This window comes from Variovorax sp. AC103, assembly GCF_979254005.1.
In genome coordinates this window covers 119185-143710 of record NZ_CEEDFC010000018.1, presented here as the reverse complement: position 1 = coordinate 143710, position 24526 = coordinate 119185, and the positions used below count along the sequence as shown (strand labels likewise).

Below are 24526 nucleotides of genomic sequence, written 5' to 3'. Positions count from 1 at the left end.
AAGAAACGTCGTATTTGTTTCTTAAAGTGTCTTGCGCGCCATTCGGAGAAACCCCTGCGAAACGGCCAAGCTTGTGACGCAGTGCACAAGCCGGTCACGGCTCTCTCCCTAGAATGTTTGCCCCACCCCCCAAGGCATTCATGACACAGGGCTCCATCCGGATTCGCGGCGCGCGCCAGCACAATCTCCAGAACCTCGACCTCGACATCCGCACCGGCGAGATGACCGTGGTGACCGGCCCCAGCGGCTCGGGCAAGTCGAGCCTGGTGTTCGACACCCTCTATGCCGAAGGCCAGCGGCGCTATGTGGAGACCTTCTCCGCCTATGCGCGCCAGTTCCTGGACCGCATGGACAAGCCGGCGGTCGACAGGGTGGAGGGCGTGCCGCCCGCCATCGCCATCGACCAGACCAACCCGGTGCGCTCCTCGCGCTCCACCGTCGGCACGATGACGGAGCTCAACGACCACCTGAAGCTGCTGTTCGCACGCGCGGCCAACCTGTTCGACCGCGAGACGGCGCTGCCTGTGCGGCACGACTCGCCCGACAGCATCTATGCGCAGATCGTCGAGCGCGCCGCGGCGGCGGGCGACCCGCGGCTGGTGGTCACCTTTCCGGTCGAGTTGCCCGCGAGCACCACGGCCGACGAGGTGACGCAATGGCTCTCGGCCAGCGGCTTCACGCGCGTGCAGGCCGAGCGCGAGGTGGCCACGCCCACCGGGCCGCGCAAGGTGCTCGACGTGGTAGCCGACCGTTTTCGCGTGTCCAGCGCCGAGCGCGCGCGCGTGGTCGAGGCCATCGAGGTGGCGCTCAAGCGTGGCAGCGGGCGCGTCACCGTGCATGCCACGGGCGCTGAGGAGAACGCTCCCACCGACGTGTGGAAATTTTCGACCGGCCTGCACTGCCCCGAGAGCGACATCCGCTACGCCGACCCGATCCCGTCGATGTTCTCGTTCAATTCGGCCGTGGGCGCCTGCGACACCTGCCGCGGCTTCGGCCGCGTCATCGGCGTCGACCTGGGCCTGGTGATTCCGAACGACAAGCTCACGCTGCGCGCGGGCGCCATCAAGACCATCCAGACGCCCGCGTGGAAAGAAGCGCAGGACGACCTCATGCGCCACGCCGAGGCCGCCGGCATTCCGCGCGACACGCCGTGGAACAAGCTCACCGAGGAGCAGAAGCACTGGGTGATCGAAGGCACGCCCAACTACAAGGAAGGCAACTGGAACAAGCAGTGGTACGGCGTGCGGCGCTTCTTCGGCTACCTGGAGAGCAAGGCCTACAAGATGCACATCCGCGTGCTGCTGTCGAAGTACCGCAGCTACACGCCGTGCCCGACCTGCAGCGGGGCGCGCCTGAAGCTCGACAGCCTGATCTGGCGCATCGGCAGCAAGGAAGACGCCGATGCGGTGCTGCCGCCCGAGAAGCGCTTCATGCCGACCGGCGCGAAGTGGACGCGGGCGCAGCTGGAGGCGCTGCCGGGGTTGTGCCTGCATGACCTGATGCTGTTGCCGATCGAGCGGTTGCGGAGGTTCTTCGACCGCATGGGTCAGGGAATGGCTCCCTCCCCCTCTGGGGGAGGGCAGGGGTGGGGGCAGGCGGCCTCCACGAAGGCTGTGGCGGTGGTGGAGGCCGAGAGCCCCCATCCCAACCTTCCCCCAGAGGGGGAAGGGGCAAGGCAAGGGGAGGCGCAGGCCCTGAAGCTGCTGTTCGAGGAAATCACCACCCGCCTGCGCTACCTGCACGACGTCGGCATCGGCTACCTCACGCTGGACCGCCAGAGCCGCACGCTGAGCGGCGGCGAGGTACAGCGCATCAACCTCACGACGGCGCTCGGCACCTCGCTGGTCAACACGCTCTTCGTGCTTGACGAGCCCAGCATCGGCCTGCATCCGCGCGACATGAACCGCATCACCGAGGCCATGCTGCGCCTGCGCGATGCGGGCAACACGCTGGTGGTGGTCGAGCACGACCCGGCCGTGATGCTCGCGGCCGACCGCGTGATCGACATGGGCCCGGGCCCCGGCATCCGCGGCGGGCAGATCGTGTTCGACGGCACCACCGACCAGCTGCGCGACGCCGACACGCTCACCGGCCAGTACCTGGGCGGGCGCAAGAAGATCGGCATGGGCTTCAAGCGGCTCGTGAGCGAGAACACGCACCGGCTCATCCTGGAAGGCGCGCGCGAGCACAACCTGAAGAACGTCACGGTCGAGTTTCCGCTGGCGCGGCTGGTGTGCGTCACCGGCGTCAGCGGCTCGGGCAAGTCCACGCTCATTCAGGACGTGCTGGCACCCGCGCTGATGCGCCACTTCGGCAAGGCCACCGAAACGCCCGGCGCGCACGACCGCCTGCTGGGCGCCGACCACCTCGGTGACGTGGTGTTCGTCGACCAGTCGCCCATCGGCAAGACCGCGCGCTCCAACCCCGCGAGCTACGTGGGCGCGTGGGACGCGATCCGCGAGATCTTCGCCACCGCGGCCTTGTCGCGCCAGCGCGGCTACACCGCCAGCAAGTTCAGCTTCAACTCCGGCGACGGGCGCTGCCCGACCTGCGGCGGCTCGGGCTTCGAGCACGTGGAGATGCAGTTTTTGTCGGACGTGTACCTGCGCTGCCCCGACTGCGACGGCAAGCGCTACCGCCCCGAGATCCTCGAAGTGCGCGTGGAGCGCAAGGGCAAGACCTACAACGTGGCCGACGTGCTCGACCTCACCGTGGCCGAAGCCGCCACGGTGTTCGACGCCGACCGCGACGTGCTGCGCGTGCTGCAGCCCATCTCCGACGTGGGCCTGGACTACGTGAAGCTGGGCCAGCCCGTGCCCACGCTGTCGGGCGGCGAGGCGCAGCGCCTGAAGCTCGCCGGCTTCCTGGCCGAAGCGGCGAAGAACGCCACGTCGAGCAAGCAGCTGCTGGCGCGCAAGGGCACGCTGTTTTTGTTCGACGAACCGACCACCGGCCTGCACTTCGACGACATCGCGCGCCTCATGCGCGCGCTGCGCAAGCTGCTGGACGCGGGGCATTCGCTGATCGTCATCGAGCACAACCTCGACGTGATCCGCGCCAGCGACTGGCTGATCGACCTGGGCCCCGAAGGCGGCGAGGGCGGCGGGCAGGTGGTGGCCGAAGGCACGCCCGAGCAGATGCGCGAGAACCGCGCCTCGCTCACCGGTGCCGCGCTGGCCGACTACGAGCTGGCCATCGGCCCGGACGCCTACAAGGTGGCCGAACGCGCCGCGCGCCGCTACATCGCCAACGCCAAGACGGCGCCGGGCGCCAACGCCATCGAGATCGTCAACGCGCGCGAGCACAACCTGAAGAACCTCAGCGTGGACATTCCGCGCGGCAAGTTCAGCGTGGTGACGGGCGTGAGCGGCTCGGGCAAGTCGACGCTGGCCTTCGACATCCTGTTCAACGAAGGGCAGCGCCGCTACCTCGAATCGCTCAACGCCTATGCGCGCAGCATCGTGCAGCCGGCCGGCCGGCCCGAGGTGGACGCGGTGTACGGCATTCCGCCGACCGTGGCCATCGAGCAGCGCCTCTCGCGCGGCGGCCGCAAGAGCACGGTGGGCACCACCACCGAGGTGTGGCACTTCCTGCGCCTGCTGTACGTGAAGCTGGGCATCCAGCACTGCATCCACGACGGCGCGGCCGTGCAGCCGCAGACGCCCGACAGCATCGCCGCGCAGCTGATGCGCAACTTCAAGGGCCAGCACATCGGCCTGCTGGCGCCGCTGGTGAGCAACCGCAAGGGCGTGTACACCGAGCTGGCCGACTGGGCGCGCCCGCGCGGCTTCACCCACCTGCGCGTGGACGGCGACTTTCTGCCGACCACCGGCTTCCCGCGCATCGACCGCTTCAAGGAGCACAGCATCGAGCTGCCGGTGGCCAGCCTCGACGTGCTGCCCTCGAAGGAAACCGAGCTGCGCGAGGCGCTGACCAAGGCGCTCGAACACGGCAAGGGCGTGGTGCACGTGCTGAGCGACCTGGACGGCCTGCGCGCCGCCATGATGGCCGGCGTGTCCGCGGTGGGCATCGGCCGCGTCCAGGTGTTCTCCACGCTGCGCGCCTGCCCGGTGTGCAGCACCAGCTACGCCGAGCTCGACCCGCGCCTGTTCAGCTACAACAGCAAGCACGGCTGGTGCCCCGACTGCGTGGGCACGGGCGTGAAGCTCAGCAAGGACCAGCGCAAGGTGTTCGACGACTCCGTGCGCGACGACGACAGCAAGGGCCGCGAGCAGACGTTCGCCGAACCCGAGATCGAGGACCTGGCCGACACCGCCTGCCCGACCTGCCAGGGCACGCGCCTCAACGCCACGGCACGCGCCGTGAGTTTCGGCGCATCGCCGGCCGACGGCCTGAGTGGCATCGGCATCACCCAGCTCGCGCGCATGAGCGTGACCGAGGTGCGCCAGTGGTTCGAAGGGCTGTCGCTCTCGGGCCGCGAGGCCGAGATCGCGCGCGACCTGGTGCCCGAGATCAAGAGCCGCCTCGAATTCCTCGAGGAAGTGGGCCTGGGCTATCTGACGTTAGACCGTGGCGCGCCCACGCTCAGCGGCGGCGAGGCGCAGCGCATCCGCCTGGCGGCGCAGCTGGGCAGCAACCTGCAGGGCGTGTGCTACGTGCTCGACGAGCCGACCATCGGGCTGCATGCGCGCGACAACCAGATCCTGCTGAACGCGCTGCACAAGCTCGGCGAAAAGGGCAACACGCTGGTGGTGGTGGAGCACGACGAAGACACCATCCGCCGCGCCGACCACATCATCGACATCGGCCCGAGCGCGGGCAAGCGCGGCGGCCGGCTGGTGGCCGAAGGCTCGGTGGCCGACATCCAGAACGCCGCCGATTCGCAGACCGGGCGCTACCTGCGCGATGCCATCCGGCATCCGCTGCAGGCGCGACGCCTGGTGCCTGCGCCCGACCCCCAGGCCGAGCACAACGGCGAGTGGCTCACCGTGCACGGCGCCGACCTGCACAACCTGCAGGACGTGACCGCCACGCTGCCGCTGCACCGCCTGGTGGTGGTCACCGGCGTCAGCGGCTCGGGCAAGTCGACGCTCGCGCGCGACGTGCTGCTGGCCAACGTGCAGGCCGTGGTCGTCCAGCGCATGACCAAGGCGGGCCGCGACGCGGACGCCGCCGGCAAGCGCCCGGCGTGGGCCGGCTGCAGCAGCGTCGACGGCTACGAGGTCATCGACCGCGTGCTCGAGGTCGACCAGACGCCCATCGGCAAGACGCCGCGCAGCTGCCCGGCCACGTACATCGGCTTCTGGGACACCATCCGCAAGCTCTTCGCCGACACGCTCGAGGCCAAGGCGCGCGGCTACGGCCCGGCGCGCTTCAGCTTCAACACCGGCGAAGGCCGCTGCCCGGGCTGCGAAGGCGCGGGCGTGCGCACCATCGAGATGAGCTTCCTGCCCGACGTGAAGGTGCCCTGCGAGGTGTGCCATGGCGCGCGCTTCAACCCCGAGACGCTGGCCGTGAGCTGGCGCGGCAAGAGCATCGGCGACGTGCTGAAGATGGAGGTCGACGAGGCCGTCGAGTTCTTCGCGAGCATGCCCAACATCGCGCACCCGCTGCAGCTGCTGAAGGATGTTGGGCTGGGCTACCTCACGCTGGGGCAGCCCTCGCCCACGCTGTCGGGCGGCGAGGCGCAGCGCATCAAGCTGGTGACCGAGCTCAGCAAGGTGCGCGACGACATCACGCGCCGCGGCCAGAAGGCGCCGCACACGCTGTACGTGCTCGACGAGCCGACCGTGGGCCTGCACATGGCCGACGTCGAGAAGCTGATCCACGTGCTGCACCGGCTGGTGAACGGCGGCCACAGCGTGGTGGTGATCGAGCACGACCTCGACGTGATCGCCGAGGCCGACTGGGTCATCGACCTGGGTCCCGACGGCGGCAACGCGGGCGGGCGCATCGTCGCCGCGGCGCCGCCGGAGGAGGTGGTGCGGCTTGGGACGCATACGGGCGTAGCGCTTGCCCCAGTGCTGGCGCGATAGGGCCCGCCCCCAGGCTGCGCGCACTTCGTGTCGCTTCTCCTTCCCCCTGCCGGGCGCAACACCTGCGGCCCGGCAAAAACCGGTTCCGCGGTGTGTCGCGAAGGGTTTCCACGAGGGTGCAAGCAGGCGCACAATGGGCTCGACCCTTGGCGCAGGCGCATCCTGAATCAGCCATGGTGGAGTGAACATGCGAGGGGATGAAGCGCCGCGGCAGGGTTACGCAAGGAGCCATGCCATGACCCGCTTCATCGATGTTCACAGCCTGGTCCGCCTGGTGGACGAGACCGGCGTTCCCCAATTCCTCGAGGCGCTGGCCGACGCACTGCGCGACGATTTCCTGCGATGGCGCGAGTTCGACAAGAAGGCGCGCGTGGCCAGCCACTCGCACCTGGGCGTGATCGAGCTGATGCCCGTGGCAGACGACGGCGCCTACGCCTTCAAGTACGTCAACGGCCACCCGCACAACACCGCGGTCGGGCTGCCCACCGTCATGGCATTCGGCGTGCTGGCCGAGGTGGACACGGGCTACCCCGTGCTGCTGTCGGAGCTCACGCTCACCACCGCCTTGCGCACCGCCGCCACGTCGGCCATGGCCGCCAAGGCACTGGCGCGGCCCGATTCGCGCAGCCTCGCGCTCATCGGCAACGGCTCGCAGAGCGAGTTCCAGGCGCTGGCTTTCCATGCGCTGCTGGGCATCGAGGAGGTGCGCGTGTTCGACACCGACCCGCACGCCACCGACAAGCTGGTGCGCCACCTGTCGGCCTGCACGCCGCTGGAGATCGTGCGTGCCGCTTCCGTGGCCGACGCGGTGCGCGGCGCCGACATCGTCACCACCGTCACCGCCTACCAGGGCCATGCCAGCGTGCTCACGCCCGGGATGATCGAGCCCGGCATGCACATCAACGCCGTGGGCGGCGACTCGCCCGGCAAGACCGAGCTGCACCCCGACGTGCTGGCCCTGGCGCGCGTGTTCGTCGAGTACGAGCCGCAGACCCGCGTGGAGGGCGAGATCCAGCAGGTGGCGGCCGACTTTCCGGTGCACGAACTGTGGCGCGTGCTGCTGGGCGAAGTGCCGGGCCGCGAGAGCCCGCGGCAGGTCACGCTGTTCGACTCGGTCGGCTTCGCGCTGGAGGACTACACGGCGCTGCGCTACATCCAGCGCATGGCGACCGAGCGCGGCATCGGCCAGCAGATTGCGCTGGTGCCGGAGCTCGACGACCCGAAGGACCTGTTCGGCCTCACGGCCTCGGGCAGGCGCCGGGCGGTGCTGCGGCGTGCGGCATGATGGCCGGCTTCATCACCGCCGCCGTACTTCTTCATGCTCACCATCTACAACGACCAGCACGTTCTTCACCAGGGCAAAGTCGAGATGTTCCGCGGCGAGCTCGTGCCGTGCTTCGAGGTGCCTGCCCGCGTCGACCATGTGAAGCATGAGTTGGAGCGCCGGGGGCTCGGCCTGCTGCAGCTGCCCGATGCCTTCGACGCGGCGCTGCTGGCCAAGGTGCATGCGCCGCGGTACCTGGACTTCATCGCGCATGCGTGGGAGGAGTGGGTGGCGCTGGACCCGGCCAACGTGTCGCGCGATGCGCTGCCTTCCTATTGGCCCACGCGCGGCATGCGCACCGACGTGCTGCCCAGGAGCTTTCCGGCGCGCATGGGGCTGTTCTCTTTCGACGCGGGCACGCCGCTGACGGCCGGGAGCTGGCAGGCCGCGCGGCACGGCGCGGCGTGCGCGTGGACGGCGGTTCAGCGCGTGGCCGGCGGCGAGCGCGCGGCCTTTGCGCTCACGCGGCCGCCGGGGCACCACGCGGGCGCCGACTTCTTCGGTGGCTACTGCTTCATCAACCATGCGGCCGTCGCGGCGCAGGCGCTGCGCGACGCGGGCGTGGAGCGGGTGGCCGTGCTCGACGTGGACTACCACCACGGCAACGGCACGCAGGCCATCTTCTACGAGCGCGACGACGTGCACTTCGCCAGCCTGCACGGCGACCCGCTGACCGACTACCCGTACTACCTGGGCCACGCCGACGAACGCGGCGCGGGCCGGGGCGAGGGCTTCAACCACAACCTGCCCCTGCCGCGCGGCACCGACTTCGCGGCCTGGCGCGCGGCGCTGAAGGCCGCGCTCGCGCGCATTGCGGCCGTGAAGGCCGGCGCGCTGGTCGTCTCGCTGGGCGTCGACACCTTCGAGGGCGACCCGATCTCGGGCTTCAAGCTGAAGAGCGACGACTACCTGCGCATGGGCGAAGACCTCGCGCGCGCGGGCCTGCCCACCGTGTTCGTGTTCGAGGGTGGCTACGCGGTGGCCGAGGTGGGCGTCAACGCGGTGAACGTGCTGGAAGGCTTCGCGCAGGCGTAGCTGACGCGCAGGCGACTCCGGGGGGGGCCAATGGCCTTGTTTTTGGCGGGCAATCGGGGGCTCCCCGATTGCCTTTGCCGAACCGGCGAGGCCCAATCGGCGCTTCTTCAAGTCAGGATCCAGTCAGCCATGCTGCGCCGCTCTTCTTTCCTCTGTGCCGCCACGCTCGCCGCGTGCGGTCTCGTTTCCCCGCTGGCGGCTTTCGCTCAAGCTTTTCCCGCCAAGCCCATCAAGCTGGTCATCGCCTTCCCGGCCGGCGGCCCGACCGACATCACCATGCGCCAGCTCGCGGACAACGCGAGCAAGATCCTCGGCCAGCCGGTGATCATCGACAACAAGCCCGGCGCCGGCGGCACGCTGCCCGCGCAGGCGCTGCAGACCTCGCAGCCCGACGGCTACACCGTCGCGCAGATCCCGCTGGGCGTGTTCCGCCTGGGCTACACCACCAAGATCAACTGGGACCCGCTGAAGGACATCACGTACGTGCTGAACGTGACGGGCTATGCCTTCGGCATCGTGGTGCCGGCCAACAGCCCCTTCAAGACCTGGGCCGACTTCGTCGCGTACGCCAAGGCCAACCCCGGCAAGCTGACCTACGGCTCGACCGGCAACCTCACCAGCCCGCACCTGACGACCGAAATCGTCGCGCAGAAGGCAGGCATCGAGCTGCAGCACGTGCCCTACAAGGGCAGCGCCGACCTGATGCTCGCCGTGGTCAGCGGCCAGTTGATGGCCGCCGCCGACAGCACCGGCTTCGCCCCGCAGGTCGAGGCCGGCAAGCTGCGCGTGCTGAACACCTGGGGCGACAAGCGCCTGGCCAAGTTCCCCGACGCGCCCACGCTGAAGGAGCTGGGCTACGACATCGTGCAGAACTCGCCCTTCGGCATCGGCGCGCCCAAGGGCACCCCGCCCGACGTCGTGAAGAAGCTGCACGACGCGTTCAAGCAGGCGATGGAAGAGCCGAGCTACGTGGCCGCGCTCGGCCGCTACGACATGCTGCCGGACTACATGAGCTCGGCGCAGTACACCAAGTTCGCGCAGGACACGGTGGTGAAGGAGAAGGCGGTGATCGAGAAGCTGGGGTTGGCGAAGGGCTCCTGAATTCGGCAATTGCCCACGCTTCATGTTTAAAAAATTCTATTTTTTAAACATGTTGAGTGAGACATGTATAAAAACCGGCCGTTTCTATACATGTCCACCGTCGGCGGCACCTTCAGGCGCTGGCCTCGGCCGAGATCGCAAACAACTCCTCCACCAGCCGCCCCGCCAGCTCAGCCTTCACGGGCTCCCCCCCGAACACCAGCCGAAACACGATCGGCGCAATCAGGTGGTCGATCACCTGCTGCGGCTGAGGCGCGTGCTCCCCGCGGGCGCGCGCCTGTTCCACCATCGTCAGCGCTTCCTTCCTGCGATTGCGCAGGCAATCGGTGTCCGAGTCGGCATTGGCCAGCGCGGCCGCCGCTTTCAGCAGGGAGGTGTTGCACGGCTTGGCCAGATGCTCGATGAGCTCGCGTGCCCAGGCCTCCAGGTCCGCGCGAAGTGCACCCGTGTTCGGCAGCGGCCGGTTCGGGTCCAGCCGGTGCGTGGCCGTTTCCGCCAGCAAGCCCTGCAGGTCGCCCCAGCGCCGGTAGATGCTGGACGCGCTGACGCCCGCGCGCTCGGCCACGGCCGGCACGGTGACGCGGTCGCGCCCCTGCTCGGCCACGAGTTCTTCGAGCGCTGTGCGCACCAGCGCCTGCACTTGCGCGCTGCGGCCGCCGGGGCGCTTGTTGGAGGGGGTGGGCAGGACGACGTCGTTCATGTTTCGGACTTTAACGCAAAGATATTTGCTTTAGGTGCTTCTCAAGTCTAGAATCACAAAAGCAAAAAAAGTTGCATTAAGGATCCAGCCATGCCGTCCACCTGCCCGGAACTCGCCACCGCCGTAGCCGCCGCCGCGGCCAACTCCGCGCGCGCCAAGCCCTGGCGCCTTCCGGCCGGCGTGACCTTCGCGCTGCTGGCCGCCGTGCTGTTCGCCTTCTTCTTCGCCGCCAGCGCGCCGTCGCCGCTGTTCGTGGTGTTCCAGCACGCCTGGCATTTCTCTTCGTCGATGCTCACCGTGGCATTTGCGATCTATGCGATTGCGCTGCTGGTTTCTCTGCTGGTCGCCGGTTCGCTGTCCGACCACATCGGACGCCGTCCCGTGGTGCTGGCCGCGCTGGTGCTCCAGGCGGTGGCGATGGGGCTTTTCCTGCTGGCGCACGACATCGGCGGGCTCATCGTCGCGCGGGTGGTGCAGGGCGTGGCCACGGGCATCGCGAGCGGGGCGCTGAGCGCGGCCGTGGTCGAGGCCGCACCGGCCTCGCGCAAGCGGCTGGGCGCGCTGATCACCAGCGTGTCGCCGCTGGCCGGGCTGGCCGTGGGCGCGCTGCTGACGGGCATGGCGGTGAAGTTCTCGGTGCAGCCGGTGACGTGGGTGTTCGGCGGCCTGGCCGCGGTGTTCGCGCTGGGGGCGGTGGTGGTGCTGTGGATGCCCGAAACGGTGACGCCGCGCGCCGGCGCGCTGGCCTCGCTGGTGCCGCGCGTGTCGATTCCCGTGAAGGCGCGTGCCGAGTTCGTGCGCGGGTTGCCGGTGCTCATCGCGGTGTGGGCGCTCGGCGGGTTGTTCCTGTCGCTGGCGCCCTCGCTGATGCTGCATGTGTTCGGCGTCGACAACGGCGTGGTCAACGGGCTGACGGTGGCGGTGCTGTCGGGCGTGGGCGCGATCGCGCCGACGTTGCTCGGGCGCTTCGCCGCGCCGCGCCCGGCCGTGCTCGGCATGGCGAGCATGGTGCTCGGGCTGGCGCTGCTGCTGGCGTCCCTGGCCACGCGTTCGCTGGCGCTGTTCTTCGTCGGGACGGCGGTGGCGGGCATCGGCTTCGGCGGCGCGTTCTCGGCGCTGGTGCAAACGCTGGCGCCGCTGGCGCAGTCGCACGAGCGCGGCGAACTGTTCGCGGCGATCTTCGTGGTGAGCTACCTGGCGTTCAGCCTGCCCGCGATGCTGGCGGGCTTCCTGGTCGCGCCGCTGGGCTTGCTGAACACCGCACAGGGCTACGCGGCGGTGCTGTTGCTGATCGCGGCCTTCGGCACCTGGCGCCAGTGGGCGGGGCTGCGCCGCGCGGCGCGCGAAGTGCCGCTCAGCGAGTAGCCAGGATCGCGCGCGCCGCTTCGGCGAACCCCGTGCCGCGCTCGCCCAGCGTCACGTAGCGCGGCAGGTGTTCCAGCTGCGGCACGAAGCGCGCGACGTTCGCCACGCCGATGCTGTGCGCGAAGCTGCGGAACATCAGCTGGTCGTTGGTGGAGTCGCCCACGTAGGCCCAGCGGTCCATCTCGTCGTCGAGCGTGCGGTCCCACAGCTCGCGCGTGATCCAGCGCGCGCCTTCGAGCTTGTCGTTGTCGCCGTACCAGCCGTTGATGTGGATGCTGCTCACGGTGGCGTGCATGCCTTCGCCGCGCATCAGCGCGACCACCTGCGCGATGGTGGCGTCGCTCAGCTGCACGAACTCGCTGTGGTCGATGGCGATGTCGGTCTCGCGCCCCGGCGAGTCGGTGGCGCGGCCGGCGCCCGGAATCTCGCGCTCGATGCGCGCCAGCACGGCCTGCATGCGCGCGAAGTTGGCCGCGCGCGTGGCCGCGTCCTGCTGGTAGCGCTTCTCGATGCGGCCGTCGGCCCGGGGCAGCAATGCCACCGCGCCGTTCTCCGCCACGATGGCGTCGATCGGCCAGGTGTTCACGAACGGCAGGCTCCAGCCCACGGGGCGGCCGGTGATCGCCACCACGGACAGGCCCGCGGCCTTCAGGTCGGCGAGCGCCTGCAGCGCATCGGGCGTGATCGCGCCGTCGTGGGTCAGCGTGTCGTCGATGTCGGTGAACACGCCGACGAGAGCACCGCGTGCGGCCGCATCCCACCGGGTCAAGGGCAAGAGGTGGTGGGGCGGGGTGGGCAATGAGGGCGAGGAAGACAGGGAAGAAGGCGAAGACATGGCAAGGAATCCGGAGGGAGCCGCGATCCTACCGGCGCTTTCGGGTAGCATCCCGCCCCCGCCGCGCGTTCGAAGCCGGCGCGGCGCCTTCCATGCCCCACATCCTCGTCGACCACCTCCTCAAGACCTACCGAATTTCCGAGCGCGACCCCGGCGTGATGGGCGCGTTGCGCGGGCTCGTGCACCGCCGCCATCGCACGGTGGAGGCGCTGTCGGGCGTGTCGTTCTCGCTCGAGCGCGGCGAACTGCTCGGCTTCATCGGGCCGAACGGCGCGGGCAAGTCGACCACCATCAAGATACTCGCGGGCATCCTGCGGCCCGACGGCGGTCGCGTGGAGGTCGACGGGCGCGACCCCTTCGCCAACCGCGAGCGCCACGTGGCGCGCATCGGCGTGGTCTTCGGCCAGCGCACGCAGCTGTGGTGGGACCTGCCCGTGGGCGACGGCTTCGACCTGCTGCGCGACATCTACCGGGTGGACCCGCAGCGCTACCGCCGCACGCGCGACGAACTGGTCGCGCTGCTGCACCTGGAGCGCGTGCTCGACCAGCCGGTGCGCCAGCTGTCGCTGGGCCAGCGCATGCGCGCGGAAATCGCGGCGGCGCTGCTGCACGAGCCCGACATCCTGTTTCTCGACGAGCCGACCATCGGCCTCGATGCGCCCTCCAAGCTGGCCGTGCGCGACTTCGTGCGCCGCGCCAACCGGGAGCGCGGCACCACCGTGCTGCTGACCACGCACGACATGCACGACATCGAGGCGCTGGCCCGGCGCGTGATCATCATCGGCCACGGGCGCGTGCTGGCCGACAGCCCGGTGGAGGCCCTGCGCGCGCAGGTGATGGCCGAGCGGCGGCTGGTGGTCGACTTTGCACAGGACGCCGAGCTGCCCCTGCAGGTGGACGGTGCCAAAGTGCATTCGCGCGACGGCCAGACGCTGGTGCTGGACTTCGACCCCGCGGTGACCACGGCACCCGCGCTGATCGCGCGCATCGCGGCCGCGCATGCGGTGCAGGACATTCGCCTGGAAGGCCTGGCGATCGAGGCGGTCATCGCGCGGTTCTACGCCATGCACGGCGCGGGCGAGGCGTGACCATGGCCACCCTGCGCGAACTCGCGCGCCCTTACCTCGCGGCTTTCGCGTCGCGCTTCCTGCAGATGCTGCAGTACCGCACCGCCGCGCTCGCGGGCTTCGCCACGCAGTGCTGGTGGGGCGGCATCAAGGTGATGGTGTTCGCCGCGTTCTATGGCGGCACCGCCATCGCGGGCGCCGGTTCGCCGATGTCGCTCGCGCAGGCCATCACCTACACATGGCTGGCCCAGGGGCTGCTCGTGTTGCTGCCCTGGCTGGGCGACCCCGAAGTGGCGCAGGCGGTGCGCACCGGCTCGGTGGCCTACGACCGCCTGCGCCCGGTGGACGCCTACGCGTTGTGGTTCGCGCGCAGCGCCGGCTGGATCGCCGCGCGCCTGCTGCCGCGCGTGGCGTTGATGGCGGCGTTCGCGGCTGTCGCCTTGCCGCTGATCGGCCTGAACGAATGGTCCTGGCAGCCGCCCGCGGGCGTGGCGGCGGGGCTCGCGTTCCTGCTGTCCGCCGCGCTCGCGCTGCTGCTCTCGACGGCGATGGTGATGCTGCTCAACGTGGCGATGACGGCCGCGCTGAACGAGCGCGGCATCAACGCGGTGGCGACGCCCGTGGTCATCGTGTTGTCGGGCAACGTGCTGCCGCTCGCGCTGCTGCCGGACGCCTGGCAGGGCGCGCTGCTGGTCCAGCCGTTGGCCGGGCTGATGGACATTCCGGCGCGGCTGTATTTCGGGCAACTGGGCGGCTGGCATGCGCTGGGCGGGCTGGGGCTGCAGTGCTTCTGGATCGTCGTGCTGGTCGCGGCGGGTCGATTCGCCATGGGTCGCACCATGCGCAGTCTTCAGATACAAGGGGGCTGAAGTGGCGCCTGTTCGAAACGCAATGCGAAGCAACTGATGGGCACGCTCCCTCTTTTCTTCAGGCTGGTCCGGGCTTCCATCGGCGGCCAGGCGCGCTACCCGGCTTCAGCGCTGATGCTGACCTTGGGCCAGTTCCTGGGGACCGGCATCGAGGTGGTCGCCGTGTGGGCGCTGTTCCACCGTTTCGGGGCAGTGCAGGGCTGGACCCTCGGCGAGGTGGCCGTGTTCTACGGCCTGGTGAACTGCATGTTCGCCATTGCCGATGCGCTGGGACGCGGCTTCGACGTGCTCGGCACCGAGTTCCTTCGCATCGGCGCGTTCGACCGGCTGCTGCTGCGTCCACGTCCGCTGGCGTTGCAACTGATGGGCAACGACTTCCGCATCAGCCGCGCGGGCCGGCTGCTGCAAGGCGTTGCGGTGATGGCCTTCGGCACGGTGCAGGCGGGCGTGGTGTGGTCGCCCGGCGCGGTGGCCATCGCGCTGTTTGCACTGGCCGGCGGCGTGGCGTTGTTCCTCGGCATCCTGGTGCTGCAGGGCACGTTGTCGTTCTGGACCGTGGAAAGCCTGGAGATCGCCAACGTGCTTACCTACGGCGGCGTGCAGGCGGCGCAGTACCCGCTGGCGCTGTACGCGCAGTGGTTTCGCCGTGTGCTGACCTTCATCGTGCCGCTGGCCTGCGTGGCCTATTACCCGGTGCTGGCGATCCTGGGCAAGGCCGATCCGCTGGGGGCGCCGGGGTGGGTGGGCTGGGTGTCGCCGCTCGCGGGCTTCGTGTTTCTCGCGGCGGCTTTCGGGGCGTGGCGCTTCGGGTTGCGCCACTACGCGTCGACGGGGAGCTGAGCCCCGCCAGTCTCTGTCAGCCGGCGTTCTGCAGCGCCAACCCCGCATGCTCGCGCAGCGGATGGAAGTGGATCTTCGGAAACCGCTCCTGCGCCAGCCGCACGTCGTACGGCGAGGTGCACAGGAAGGCCAGCGTGTCGGCCGCGTCCTTGGCCATGCGCACCGGGTAGGCGTTGACGAACTCGCGCAGCTCGGCCGGGGTGTCGGCCGTGATCCAGCGCGCGCCCGTGTACTGGCAGCCCTCGAGCCGCACGTCGGCGTCGTACTCGGCCTTCAGGCGGTGCTGCACCACTTCGAACTGCAGCTGGCCGACGGCGCCCAGCAGCATCGGGCCGCCGACTTCGGGGCGGAACACCTGGATCGCGCCTTCTTCGCCGAGCTGCGCCAGCCCCTGCTGCAGCTGCTTGGTGCGCAGCGGGTTCTTCAGGATCACGGTCATGAACAGTTCGGGCGCGAAGAACGGCAGCCCGGTGAACTGCAGGCTCGCGCCGTCCGTGATGGTGTCGCCCAGCTGCACGCCGCCGTGCGTGGTGAAACCCACGATGTCGCCCGCGTAGGCCTCTTCCACCGCCTCGCGGCGCTGGCTCATGAAGGTCACGACGCTGGTGGGCCGGAGCTCCTTCGAGGTGCGCTGCACCTTGAGCTTCATGCCCGGCGTGTACTTGCCCGAGGCCATGCGCACGAAGGCGATGCGGTCGCGGTGGTTGGCGTCCATGTTGGCCTGCACCTTGAAGACCACGCCCGCGAAGTCCTTGTCCTCGGGCTGAATCTCCTTGACGACCGGCTGGCGGTTGACCACCGTGGTGCTGGTGCGCGACTGCGGCGAGGGCGCCAGGTCGACCAGCGCGTCCAGCACTTCCATTACACCGAAGTTGTTCACGCCGGAGCCGAAGAACACGGGCGTCTGCTTGCCGGCCAGGAAGGCCTCGCGGTCCCAGCTGGGCGAGGCGCCGGTGGCCAGCTCCATGCTGTCCATGGCGCTCTCGAAATCGGCGCCGAAGCGCTTGGTCAGCGTTTCGCGGTCGGTCAGCGGAATGGTCTCGAAGTCGTGCGGCAGCCGTTCGCTGCCCGACTCGAACACCGTCATGGTGTGCGTGCGCAGGTTCATGATCCCGCGGAAGCTCTTGCCCTGGCCCACGGGCCAGGTCATGGGCACGCAGGGCATGCCGAGTTCGCGCTCCACTTCGTCCAGGATGTCCAGCGGCTCGCGCACTTCGCGGTCCATCTTGTTGACGAAGGTGATGATGGGCGTGTCGCGCTGGCGGCAGACCTCGATGAGCCGGCGCGTCTGCGCTTCCACGCCGTTGGCCGCGTCGATCACCATCAGCGCCGAGTCGACGGCGGTGAGCACGCGGTAGGTGTCTTCCGAGAAGTCCTTGTGGCCGGGCGTGTCGAGCAGGTTGATGACGTGGTCGCGGTACAGCATCTGCATGACCGAGGAGGCCACCGAGATGCCGCGCTGCTTTTCGATTTCCATCCAGTCGGAGGTGGCATGGCGCGAGGCCTTGCGCGCCTTCACCGAGCCGGCGATCTGGATCGCGCCGGAGAAAAGCAGCAGCTTTTCGGTCAGCGTGGTCTTGCCGGCGTCAGGGTGGGAAATGATCGCGAAGGTGCGACGGCGGCGGGTTTCGGCAAGAAAAGACAAGATGGGCAATCTGCGGGGGAATGCCGCGATTTTAGAAGGCCGCGCCCGACCCTCCCCGCCGCGGCGGCTTCCGTGGCCTGTTCAGTGCGGCAGGATCTTCGACAGGAACTGCTGCGCGCGGTCCGAGCGCGCTGCGGGGTTGCCGAAGAATTCCTCCTTGGGGCAGTCCTCCACGATGCAGCCCCGGTCCATGAAGATCACCCGGTTCGCCACCTTGCGCGCGAAGCCCATCTCGTGGGTGACGCACATCATCGTCATGCCGTCGCGCGCCAGGCCGACCATCACGTCGAGCACCTCGTTGACCATCTCCGGGTCCAGCGCCGAGGTGGGTTCGTCGAACAGCATGGCCACCGGGTTCATGGCGAGCGCGCGGGCAATGGCCACGCGCTGCTGCTGGCCGCCCGACAGCTGGCTGGGGAACTTGTGCGCATGCGCGTGCATGCCGACGCGCTCCAGCAGCGCCATCGAGGTGGCGCGGGCTTCGGCGGGCGAGCGCTTGAGCACCTTGCGCTGCGCGATCGACAGGTTCTCCTCGATCGACAGGTGCGGAAACAGCTCGAAGTGCTGGAACACCATGCCGACGCGGGCGCGCAGCCTGTTCAGGTCCGTCTTCGGGTCGCCGACGGACACGCCGTCCACGGTGATGCGGCCCTGCTGGAAGGGCTCCAGCGCGTTCACGCACTTGATGAGCGTGGACTTGCCCGAGCCCGAAGGCCCGCAGACCACCACCACCTCGCCCTTGCGGATTTGGGTGTTGCAGTCGGTCAGCACCTGGAAGGCGCCGTAGCTCTTGGTCACATGGCTGATGTCGATCATTGGCGGGCTCCGGCGCCGTTCAGCGCGTCAGCAGGTGGTGCAGGGTGTTGGCGACCACCCGGGTGGCCTTGCGCAGCTCGTCCAGCGGCACGCGCTCGTCGGCGCGGTGTCCGTTGGCCTCGAGCAGCGACTCGGGGCCGGCGCCGTACATCACCGTGGGAATGCCCGCTTCGCTGTACAGGCGCGCGTCGGTGTACAGCGGCACGCCGATCGGCGTCACTGGCTTGCCCATCACCTCGCTGGCCTCGCGGCACACCAACGCCGCCAGGGCGTCGGCGCCCGGCGCCGGCGCGAAGGGGCGCGCCAGCAGGATCTGGCGGATCTCCACCGAGATGCCGGGCAGCGCGCGGCAGGCGGCCTCGATCACCTCGCGCAATTCGGCCTCGACGGCCTCGGGCGACTCCTCGGGCACGATGCGCCGGTCGATGCGCAGGGTCAGCTTGTCGGCCACCACGTTGGTGTTGATGCCGCCGCCGATCAGGCCCACCACCATCGTGGGATGGGTGATGCCCGGCGTGAGCGAGGGGCGCCCGGCCAGGCCGTCGCGGTAGCGGTAGAGCGCGGGCAGCAGCGTGGCCGCGGCCTCGATCGCGTCGTGCCCGGTGTCGGGCCGGGCGGCGTGCGCCGAGGTGCCGCGCACCGTCACCTCGAGGTGCAGGCAGCCGTTGTGCGCCACCACGACGTGGTGCGAGAAGGCGGCCGACAGCACGAAGTCGGGCCGGCTCAGGCCCCTCGACAGGATCCATCCGGGGCCGGTGACGCCGCCGGTCTCCTCGTCGTAGGTCAGGTGCAGCTCGACCGTGCCGGCCAGCGGCGTGCCCGAGGCCGCCAGGTGCTTGAGCGCACGCATCGCGAAGGCGTAGGTGGTGAAGTCCGACTTCGACACCGCGGCGCCGCGGCCGTACAGCCAGCCGTCGCGCACTTCGCCGCCGTAGGGGTCGACGCTCCAGCCCGCGCCCGGCGGCACCACGTCGCCGTGTGCGTTGAGGGCCACCACCGGGCCGTCGCCGAAGCGCTCGCGCACGATCAGGTTGGTCACGCTGCGCATGCCGTGCGCGGCCGCGTAGTCGGGCGGTATCGCATGGCGCTCGACCTCGAAGCCCATGGCCTCCAGCAGCCGGGCCGTGAGCTCTGCATGCGGCGCGCAGTCTCCGGGCGGGTTGTCGGAGGGGCAGCGCACCAGCTCTGCCAGGGTGCGCACCTGCTCGTCGAAGTGGGTGTCGATGAAATGGCGCAGCGTGTCGCGGGGGAGGGCGGTGTCGGTCATGGCTGTCAGAGGAAACGGTCGATGAGAAAGGGGGAGATGTCGATGTCGGTGCGCCCGTGCACGACCAGGTCGGTAACGAGCCGCGCGGTGACGGGCGCGAGGGTGTAGCCGTTGGAGGTCACCGCGTTGTAGAAGCCGGGGCGGCCGGGCACCTCGCCGAGGATCGGCGCGCCGTCGATGTTCACGTTCATGCCGGCCCAGCAGCGCACCATGTGCAGGCCGCTCACGGCGGGCAGCACGTGGCGCGCGACCCAGAGGTTGCCTTCGATGCTGTCGCGCTCGGCGCGGTTCAGCCGCATGTCCTCGTGGAAGGCGGCCGTCCAGCCGCCGCCGACGATCAGGCCGCCACTGGCTGCCTGCTTCAGGCTCAGGTGCCGGTCGGCATGGGCGACCAGGTGGTCGACCAGCGGCGGCGCGGGCTCCGTCACGATCATCTGCAGCGGCGCCCCCTTGACGGGAATGGTCACGCCCAGCATGCGGCCGATGGCGCTCGACCAGGCGCCGCTCGCGTTGACGATGCGCCCGGCATGGATGGTGCCGCGCGAGGTGCGCACCACGAAGCCCGCGCCGTCGCCGGGCAGGGCCTCGATGGCCTGCACGTCGCAGCCGCGCAGCATTCGCGCGCCTTGCTGCTGCGCGCGCCGTGCCACCGCGTAGGTGGCGCGCAGCGGGTTGATCTTTCCTTCCATGGGGCAGAGCTCGGCACCCCGCAGCGCGTCGGACAGCGCTGGCGACAGGCGCCGCAGGTCGGCGCCGTCAATCACCTGCGCGTCGATGCCGTGGCGGCGCTCCAGCGCGGCCTTGGCCTCCAGGAAGCGCATGCCTGCCTCGCTGTCGGCGACCATGAGGCCGCCGGTGATCTTGATCTCGAGGTCTTCGCCGCAGTCGGCTTCTATCTCCTGCCACAGGCGCACCGACATCGGCCCGAGCGGCAATGTGGCCGCCGCCGGGCCGCCGCCTTCCTGCGCCTTGGCGCCGAAGTCGAACGACAGCAGCTGCACGTGCAGGCTGCCTGCATTGGCGCCGGAGGCCTGCAGGTTGATGTCGTCGCGGTCGACCACGGTCACGTCCTGCCCAGCCTTCGACAGGTAGTAGCCCAGGCAGGCGCCGAGCACGCCGGCACCGATCACCAGCACGTCGGTGCGCACCGGCGCGAAGGGCGCGTGCTCCACGGGCCGCGCGAGATTGGGCGTGATGGCCGGCTTGTGGCCGCCCCACTCGGGTTTCTCGAAACCGAGTGCGCCGGCCGGCACAGGCCTGGCCGGCGGGCGCGGGGCGAAGTACTGGTCGACCTCCGGCGGCCTGCCCGTGAGCTCGGCCACCAGCCGGCCCGCGGTGGCGGCGCAGTAGCGAGCCTGGCAGCGGCCCATGCCCAGGCGGGTGTTGCGCTTGAGCGCGGCCAGGGTGTCGCTGCCGGCGCGGATCTGCGCACGCACCGAGCCGAAGCTGATCTCCTCGCAGCGGCACAGCAGCGTGTCGTCGGGCACCGCGGCCAGCGTGACAGGCGGGGGCGCGTAGAGCGACCACAGGGCCTGCTGGAAGCACTCGGCGCGGTGCAACTGGCCCGTTGCCTCGGCGGATGCCGCAACGCGCAGGCCGAGATTGCGCGCCGCGGCTTCGCCTGCCAGTGTGCCGCGCGCCAGGGCGACGCGCGAGCCGCCCAGGTCGGCGCCGTCGCCCACCACGTACACGCCGGCCACGCTGGTGGCGCCGTCTTCCTGCGTGACGGTCGCAAGGTGCCCCAGGTGGCGCGGGGCCAGCCGGTGCGCGCAGCCCAGCATGCGCGCGAGTTCGGTGGAGGGGATGAAGCCATAGCCCAGGCACAGCGTGTCCGCCTCGAGGCGCCGCGCCGTTCCCGCCACCACGTGTCCTCGGGCATCGATGCGCGCGACCTGCACGGACCGCAGTCCGCCTGTGCTCGCGCCTGCGCCCGTGTCCTCGGCTTCGCCTTCGGCCTCCACGACCGTGTGGCCCCACAGCACCGGCACCCCGTGCGCACGCAGCTGCCGCAGGTAGCGCCAGCCGTCGCGCAGCAGGTCGGGGCCGGTGCGCGCCGCAGTGAGCAACTGGCGCCATTGGCGCAGGGAGGGGCGGGGCGCCGATTCGAGCACGGCGACGACCTCGGCGCCGCCCGCGAGCAGTTCCGCCGCCAACTGCAGGTTGAGCGGCCCGTTGCCCGCAATCACTACCCGGCGGCCCGGGGCGACGCGGTAGGCGCGAGCGAGCGTCTGACCAGCGCCGGTGGTCATCACGCCCGGTAGGGTCCAGCCGGGAAAGGGCACCGGGCGCTCGTAGGCACCGGAGGCGATCACGAGTTGGCGGCAGCCGATGACATGGGCGCGCCTGTCGATGAGCGCCGCGACCTCGGTCGGCGAGAAGGCGGCCCACACCTGCGCGCCCTGGACGATCGTGACGCCCGCGGCGTGGACGTCGTGCGCCAGCGCCAGGCCCTGCGCGAACTGGCGGTCGGCCGGCGTGGCCGCCCGGTGCGACGGCGCGAGCGGCTTGTAGAACTGGCCGCCCGGTTCCAGGCGCTCGTCGAGCACCAGCACGTCGGCGCCGGCCCGGCGCGCGGCCAGCGCAGCCGAAAGCCCGGCCGGGCCCGCGCCGACGACCAGCACGTCGACCTGCCGCCGTGCGGGTTGCGCTGCGGCCTCGGGGGCGAGCGGCTGCAGCGGGTCTTCCAGCGTGCCGGCCGGCTGGACGGAGCGCACCTGCTGCCCCTCTGCCACCTTGGTGAGGCAGGCGCGCTGGCTGGCGCGCCCGTCGACGATGACCAGGCACTCGAAACATGCGCCCATGCCGCAATAGAGACCCCGGCGCTCACGGCCCCGGGTATGGCGCAGGGCCTTGATGCCGCCAGCCGCCAGCGACGCCGCGATGGTTTCGCCTTCGAGGCCCTCCACGGGCTGCCCGTCGTACCAGAAGCGCACGGGGCGCCCGGCCGGGGTGATGGAAGGGTGGGTCAGTCTGGCGCTCATGGGCAGGTGCGAGGGAAAACGGAAAACCGCGTTGACGCGATTGAATGTATACGTATACTACATGTATACGTATACTTCGTCATCCGAATTTTCCCGAGGACTGCCCCATGACAGCGTTCCGCGGCACCTACACGGTGCTCATCACCCCCATGACCGCAGACGGCCTGCACGTGGACGTGCCCGCTCTGAAGAAGCTGGTCGACTGGCAAATCGAAGAGGGAATCCACGGGCTGATTCCTCTGGGGAGCACCGGGGAATTTCTGTCGCTGACGCCCGATGAGCGCCAGTTGGTGATCGAGACCTGCATCAGCACCGCAGCAAAACGCGTGCCCGTGCTGATCGGCACCGGTGCGGAGTGGACCGACGAGTGCGTGCGGCTGAGCCGCGAGGCCGAGACGATGGGCGCCGACGGCGTCATGATCATTCCGCCCTACTACAGCACGCCCACCGACGACGAGCTGTTCGCGCACTACCGCAAGGTGGGCGAGGCCATCGGCATTCCGATCATGGTCTACAACAACCCGGCCACGGCCAACGTCGACCTCAAGCCCGAGCTGGTGGCGCGCCTCTCGCGCATCGACAACTGCAAGTACATCAAGGAGTCGACGCTGGAGGTCACGCGCGTGCGCGACATCATCGAGCTGTGCGGCGACCGCATGACGGTGTTCGCCGGCATCCTCGGCTACGAGTCGTTCTGGCTCGGCGCGCAGGGCTGGGTGGCCGTGTGCTCCAACCTCATTCCCAGGATGTCGGCGCGCCTGTTCGAGCTGGTGGCCGACGAGCGCGACATGCCAGCGGCGCTGGCGCTCTACAAGCAGATGCTGCCGATCGTGCGCCAGGTCGGCGGCCACCGCTACGTCGCGGCCTCCAAGGACGGCCTGACGATGATGGGCCTGCCGGTCGGCAAGCCGCGCGCGCCCCGCCTGCCGCTGCCCGAGGCCGACGCCGCGGACCTGCGCCGCGAGCTGGCCCGCCTCGAACTGCTGGACTCGATCCGCGCCTGAGCGCCGGTGTCCCCGCATCTCGTTCCTGCCTTTCCCTTTCGTCGCCTCGTTCATTTCCTGAAGGACCACCCCATGAAACTGCTCCCCGCTCTCGCGTCGGCAACGGCACTCTTCATCTTCTGCGCGGGCGCCGCGAACGCGCAGGCGTGCAAGTCGCCCGTGCCCGACTCGGCCCTCGTCAAGAAGGGCACGCTGACCATGTCGGTCAACCCGACCCTGCCGCCGATGCAGTTCGTTGACCAGACCGGCGCGCTCAAGGGCATGCGGGTGGAACTCGGCGAGGCCATCGCCAAGCGCCTGTGCCTCACGCCGGAGTACGTGCGCATCGAGTTCTCCGCCATGATCCCGGGCCTGCAGGCCGGCCGCTGGGACGTCATCAACACCGGCATCTTCTACACGGAAGAGCGCGCCAAGCTGATGCAGATGCTCATCTATGAAGACCAGGCCATCAGCATCAGCACGGCCAAGGGCAACCCGCTGAAGATTGCCAGGACGGACGACCTGTCAGGCAAGAGCATCGGCGTGGAGCTCGGCGGCTTCGAGGAGCGCAAGGCGCGCGAGCTCGACAAGGCGCTCACCGACAAGGGCATGAAGGGCATGACCATCCGCACCTTCGAGAACTTCGCCATGGCGTTCCAGGCGCTGCGCGCCGGCCAGGTCGAGGTGGCCCTGTCGATCGACTCCACCGGCGCCGAATACCAGAAGCGCGGCGACTTCGACCGGGTGCTGAACGGCCTGTTCCCCACCCCGGTGGCGCTGGCCGCCCGCAACAAGGACCTGGCTGCGGCCATGGCCAAGGCGATGAACGACATGAAGGCCGACGGCAGCTTCCAGAAGCTGTTCGACCAGTACGGCGTGAAGGCGGTCGACGGCGCCGTCACCGTCAAGGGCCCGGCGGGCTGAGCCGCGACGGCACAGCCATCGAGCACACCAAGGAACGTTCATGGGACAAGGCTGGAGCTGGTCGGGGTTCTTCGACTACCTGTTCAATCCGTACATCCTCAGCGGCGCGGTGACCACGCTGTGGCTCACGCTCGCGGCGATCGCGGGCGGGCTGGTCGTGGGTTGCGCGCTGGCGCTGGCCCGGCTGTCCAGCCGCAGCTGGGTGGCGGGGCCCGCGCACTTCTACATCTGGGTGTTCCGCGGCACGCCGCTGCTGGTGCAGCTGATCATCATCTACACCGGCCTGCCCCAGTTCGGCCTGAAGCTGTCGGTGGTCGAGTCGGCGCTGCTGGGCCTGATCCTCAACGAGGCCGCCTACCTGGCGGAGATCGTGCGCGGCGGCATCCAGTCGATTTCCGCCGGACAGACCAACGCGGCCCGCGCCGTCGGCTTCAGCAGCGCGCAGACCATGCGCTACGTCGTCCTGCCCCAAGCCATGCGCCTGATCGTGCCGACGCTGGGCAACAGCATCAACGGCCTGCTCAAGACCACGTCGATCACCTCGGTGATCTCCATGGAAGAGCTGCTGCGCCGCACCCAGGTGCTGATCCAGGAAAAATTCATGGTGCTCGAGCTGTTCGTGGTCGCCGCCATCTATTACCTGCTGATGACCACGGCCTGGGACTTCATCCAGCGGCGCATCGAGCGCCACTACGGCCGCGCCTACGGCAATGCGGGCGCGCCGGTCGTGCCTGCCGACCCCGCGCTCGAGCAGCGCTGACGCACCCTCCCGAGAGTC

At 69.6% G+C, this 24526-nt stretch carries 17 protein-coding genes; 11 read left to right on the top strand and 6 right to left on the bottom strand.

The annotated features are described in order from the left end of the window. Positions 1 to 140 precede the first annotated feature (140 nt). From uvrA to AC0IYU_RS24270, 4 genes are all read left to right on the top strand, one after another. Positions 141 to 5996, top strand: coding sequence for an excinuclease ABC subunit UvrA (gene uvrA, locus AC0IYU_RS24285; RefSeq protein ID WP_472122000.1), 5856 nt, complete (start codon positions 141 to 143; stop codon positions 5994 to 5996). Between the two features lie 235 nt (positions 5997 to 6231). Then, the gene (locus tag AC0IYU_RS24280; protein ID WP_472121997.1) at positions 6232 to 7281 is read left to right on the top strand and encodes an ornithine cyclodeaminase; all 1050 of its coding nucleotides are present in this window, start codon (positions 6232 to 6234) and stop codon (positions 7279 to 7281) included. A 33-nt stretch (positions 7282 to 7314) separates the two neighbouring features. Next, entirely contained in the window at positions 7315 to 8355 is a 1041-nt protein-coding gene (locus AC0IYU_RS24275; protein ID WP_472121994.1) for a histone deacetylase family protein, read from the top strand. 129 nt (positions 8356 to 8484) lie between these two features. Then, complete coding sequence (locus AC0IYU_RS24270) at positions 8485 to 9456, top strand: Bug family tripartite tricarboxylate transporter substrate binding protein (protein WP_472121991.1); 972 nt, start codon at positions 8485 to 8487, stop codon at positions 9454 to 9456. 112 nt (positions 9457 to 9568) lie between these two features. Here the strand turns inward: AC0IYU_RS24270 and AC0IYU_RS24265 are convergent, their stop codons facing one another. Then, positions 9569 to 10156, bottom strand: coding sequence for a TetR/AcrR family transcriptional regulator (locus AC0IYU_RS24265; protein WP_472121989.1), 588 nt, complete (start codon positions 10154 to 10156; stop codon positions 9569 to 9571). A 90-nt stretch (positions 10157 to 10246) separates the two neighbouring features. Between AC0IYU_RS24265 and AC0IYU_RS24260 the strand changes: the two genes are divergently transcribed. Next, positions 10247 to 11521 (top strand): MFS transporter, encoded by a 1275-nt coding sequence (locus AC0IYU_RS24260; RefSeq protein WP_472121987.1) that lies wholly within the window; start codon positions 10247 to 10249, stop codon positions 11519 to 11521. Here AC0IYU_RS24260 and AC0IYU_RS24255 read toward each other — a convergent pair. After that, positions 11511 to 12356, bottom strand: coding sequence for an HAD-IIB family hydrolase (locus tag AC0IYU_RS24255; RefSeq protein WP_472121984.1), 846 nt, complete (start codon positions 12354 to 12356; stop codon positions 11511 to 11513). The two genes, AC0IYU_RS24260 and AC0IYU_RS24255, sit on opposite strands and share 11 nt — an antisense overlap. Positions 12357 to 12448: 92 nt before the next feature. Between AC0IYU_RS24255 and AC0IYU_RS24250 the strand changes: the two genes are divergently transcribed. From AC0IYU_RS24250 to AC0IYU_RS24240, 3 genes are read left to right on the top strand one after another with little or no spacing between them, the layout of a single operon-like run. Then, positions 12449 to 13444 carry an ABC transporter ATP-binding protein gene (locus AC0IYU_RS24250; protein WP_472121981.1) on the top strand — a complete coding sequence of 332 codons (996 nt, stop codon included), beginning with the start codon at positions 12449 to 12451 and terminating at the stop codon, positions 13442 to 13444. A 2-nt stretch (positions 13445 to 13446) separates the two neighbouring features. Further along, positions 13447 to 14292, top strand: coding sequence for an ABC transporter permease (locus tag AC0IYU_RS24245; protein WP_472121979.1), 846 nt, complete (start codon positions 13447 to 13449; stop codon positions 14290 to 14292). Positions 14293 to 14328: 36 nt separating this feature from the next. After that, the gene (locus tag AC0IYU_RS24240; RefSeq protein ID WP_472121976.1) at positions 14329 to 15132 is read left to right on the top strand and encodes an ABC transporter permease; all 804 of its coding nucleotides are present in this window, start codon (positions 14329 to 14331) and stop codon (positions 15130 to 15132) included. A gap of 16 nt (positions 15133 to 15148) precedes the next feature. Here AC0IYU_RS24240 and AC0IYU_RS24235 read toward each other — a convergent pair whose 3' ends face one another. The 4 genes from AC0IYU_RS24235 to AC0IYU_RS24220 form a co-directional block, all read right to left on the bottom strand. Next, the gene (locus tag AC0IYU_RS24235; RefSeq protein ID WP_435494942.1) at positions 15149 to 16777 is read right to left on the bottom strand and encodes a peptide chain release factor 3; all 1629 of its coding nucleotides are present in this window, start codon (positions 16775 to 16777) and stop codon (positions 15149 to 15151) included. 81 nt (positions 16778 to 16858) lie between these two features. Further along, the gene (locus AC0IYU_RS24230; RefSeq protein WP_472121973.1) at positions 16859 to 17593 is read right to left on the bottom strand and encodes an amino acid ABC transporter ATP-binding protein; all 735 of its coding nucleotides are present in this window, start codon (positions 17591 to 17593) and stop codon (positions 16859 to 16861) included. A gap of 19 nt (positions 17594 to 17612) precedes the next feature. Next, positions 17613 to 18860, bottom strand: coding sequence for a M20/M25/M40 family metallo-hydrolase (locus AC0IYU_RS24225; RefSeq protein WP_472121970.1), 1248 nt, complete (start codon positions 18858 to 18860; stop codon positions 17613 to 17615). 5 nt (positions 18861 to 18865) lie between these two features. Beyond that, on the bottom strand, positions 18866 to 21841 hold the full coding sequence (locus AC0IYU_RS24220) for an FAD-dependent oxidoreductase (protein WP_472121967.1): 2976 nt from the start codon (positions 21839 to 21841) through the stop codon (positions 18866 to 18868). A gap of 107 nt (positions 21842 to 21948) precedes the next feature. Here AC0IYU_RS24220 and AC0IYU_RS24215 point away from each other — a divergent pair, with 107 nt between their 5' ends. The 3 genes from AC0IYU_RS24215 to AC0IYU_RS24205 all read left to right on the top strand — a co-directional run bounded on the left by AC0IYU_RS24215 (position 21949) and on the right by AC0IYU_RS24205 (position 24508). Further along, positions 21949 to 22845, top strand: coding sequence for a dihydrodipicolinate synthase family protein (locus AC0IYU_RS24215; RefSeq protein WP_472121964.1), 897 nt, complete (start codon positions 21949 to 21951; stop codon positions 22843 to 22845). A gap of 72 nt (positions 22846 to 22917) precedes the next feature. After that, on the top strand, positions 22918 to 23748 hold the full coding sequence (locus AC0IYU_RS24210) for an ABC transporter substrate-binding protein (RefSeq protein WP_472121962.1): 831 nt from the start codon (positions 22918 to 22920) through the stop codon (positions 23746 to 23748). A gap of 40 nt (positions 23749 to 23788) precedes the next feature. Then, positions 23789 to 24508, top strand: a complete 720-nt coding sequence (locus tag AC0IYU_RS24205) for an amino acid ABC transporter permease (RefSeq protein WP_472121959.1) — start codon at positions 23789 to 23791, stop codon at positions 24506 to 24508. Positions 24509 to 24526: the final 18 nt, after the last annotated feature.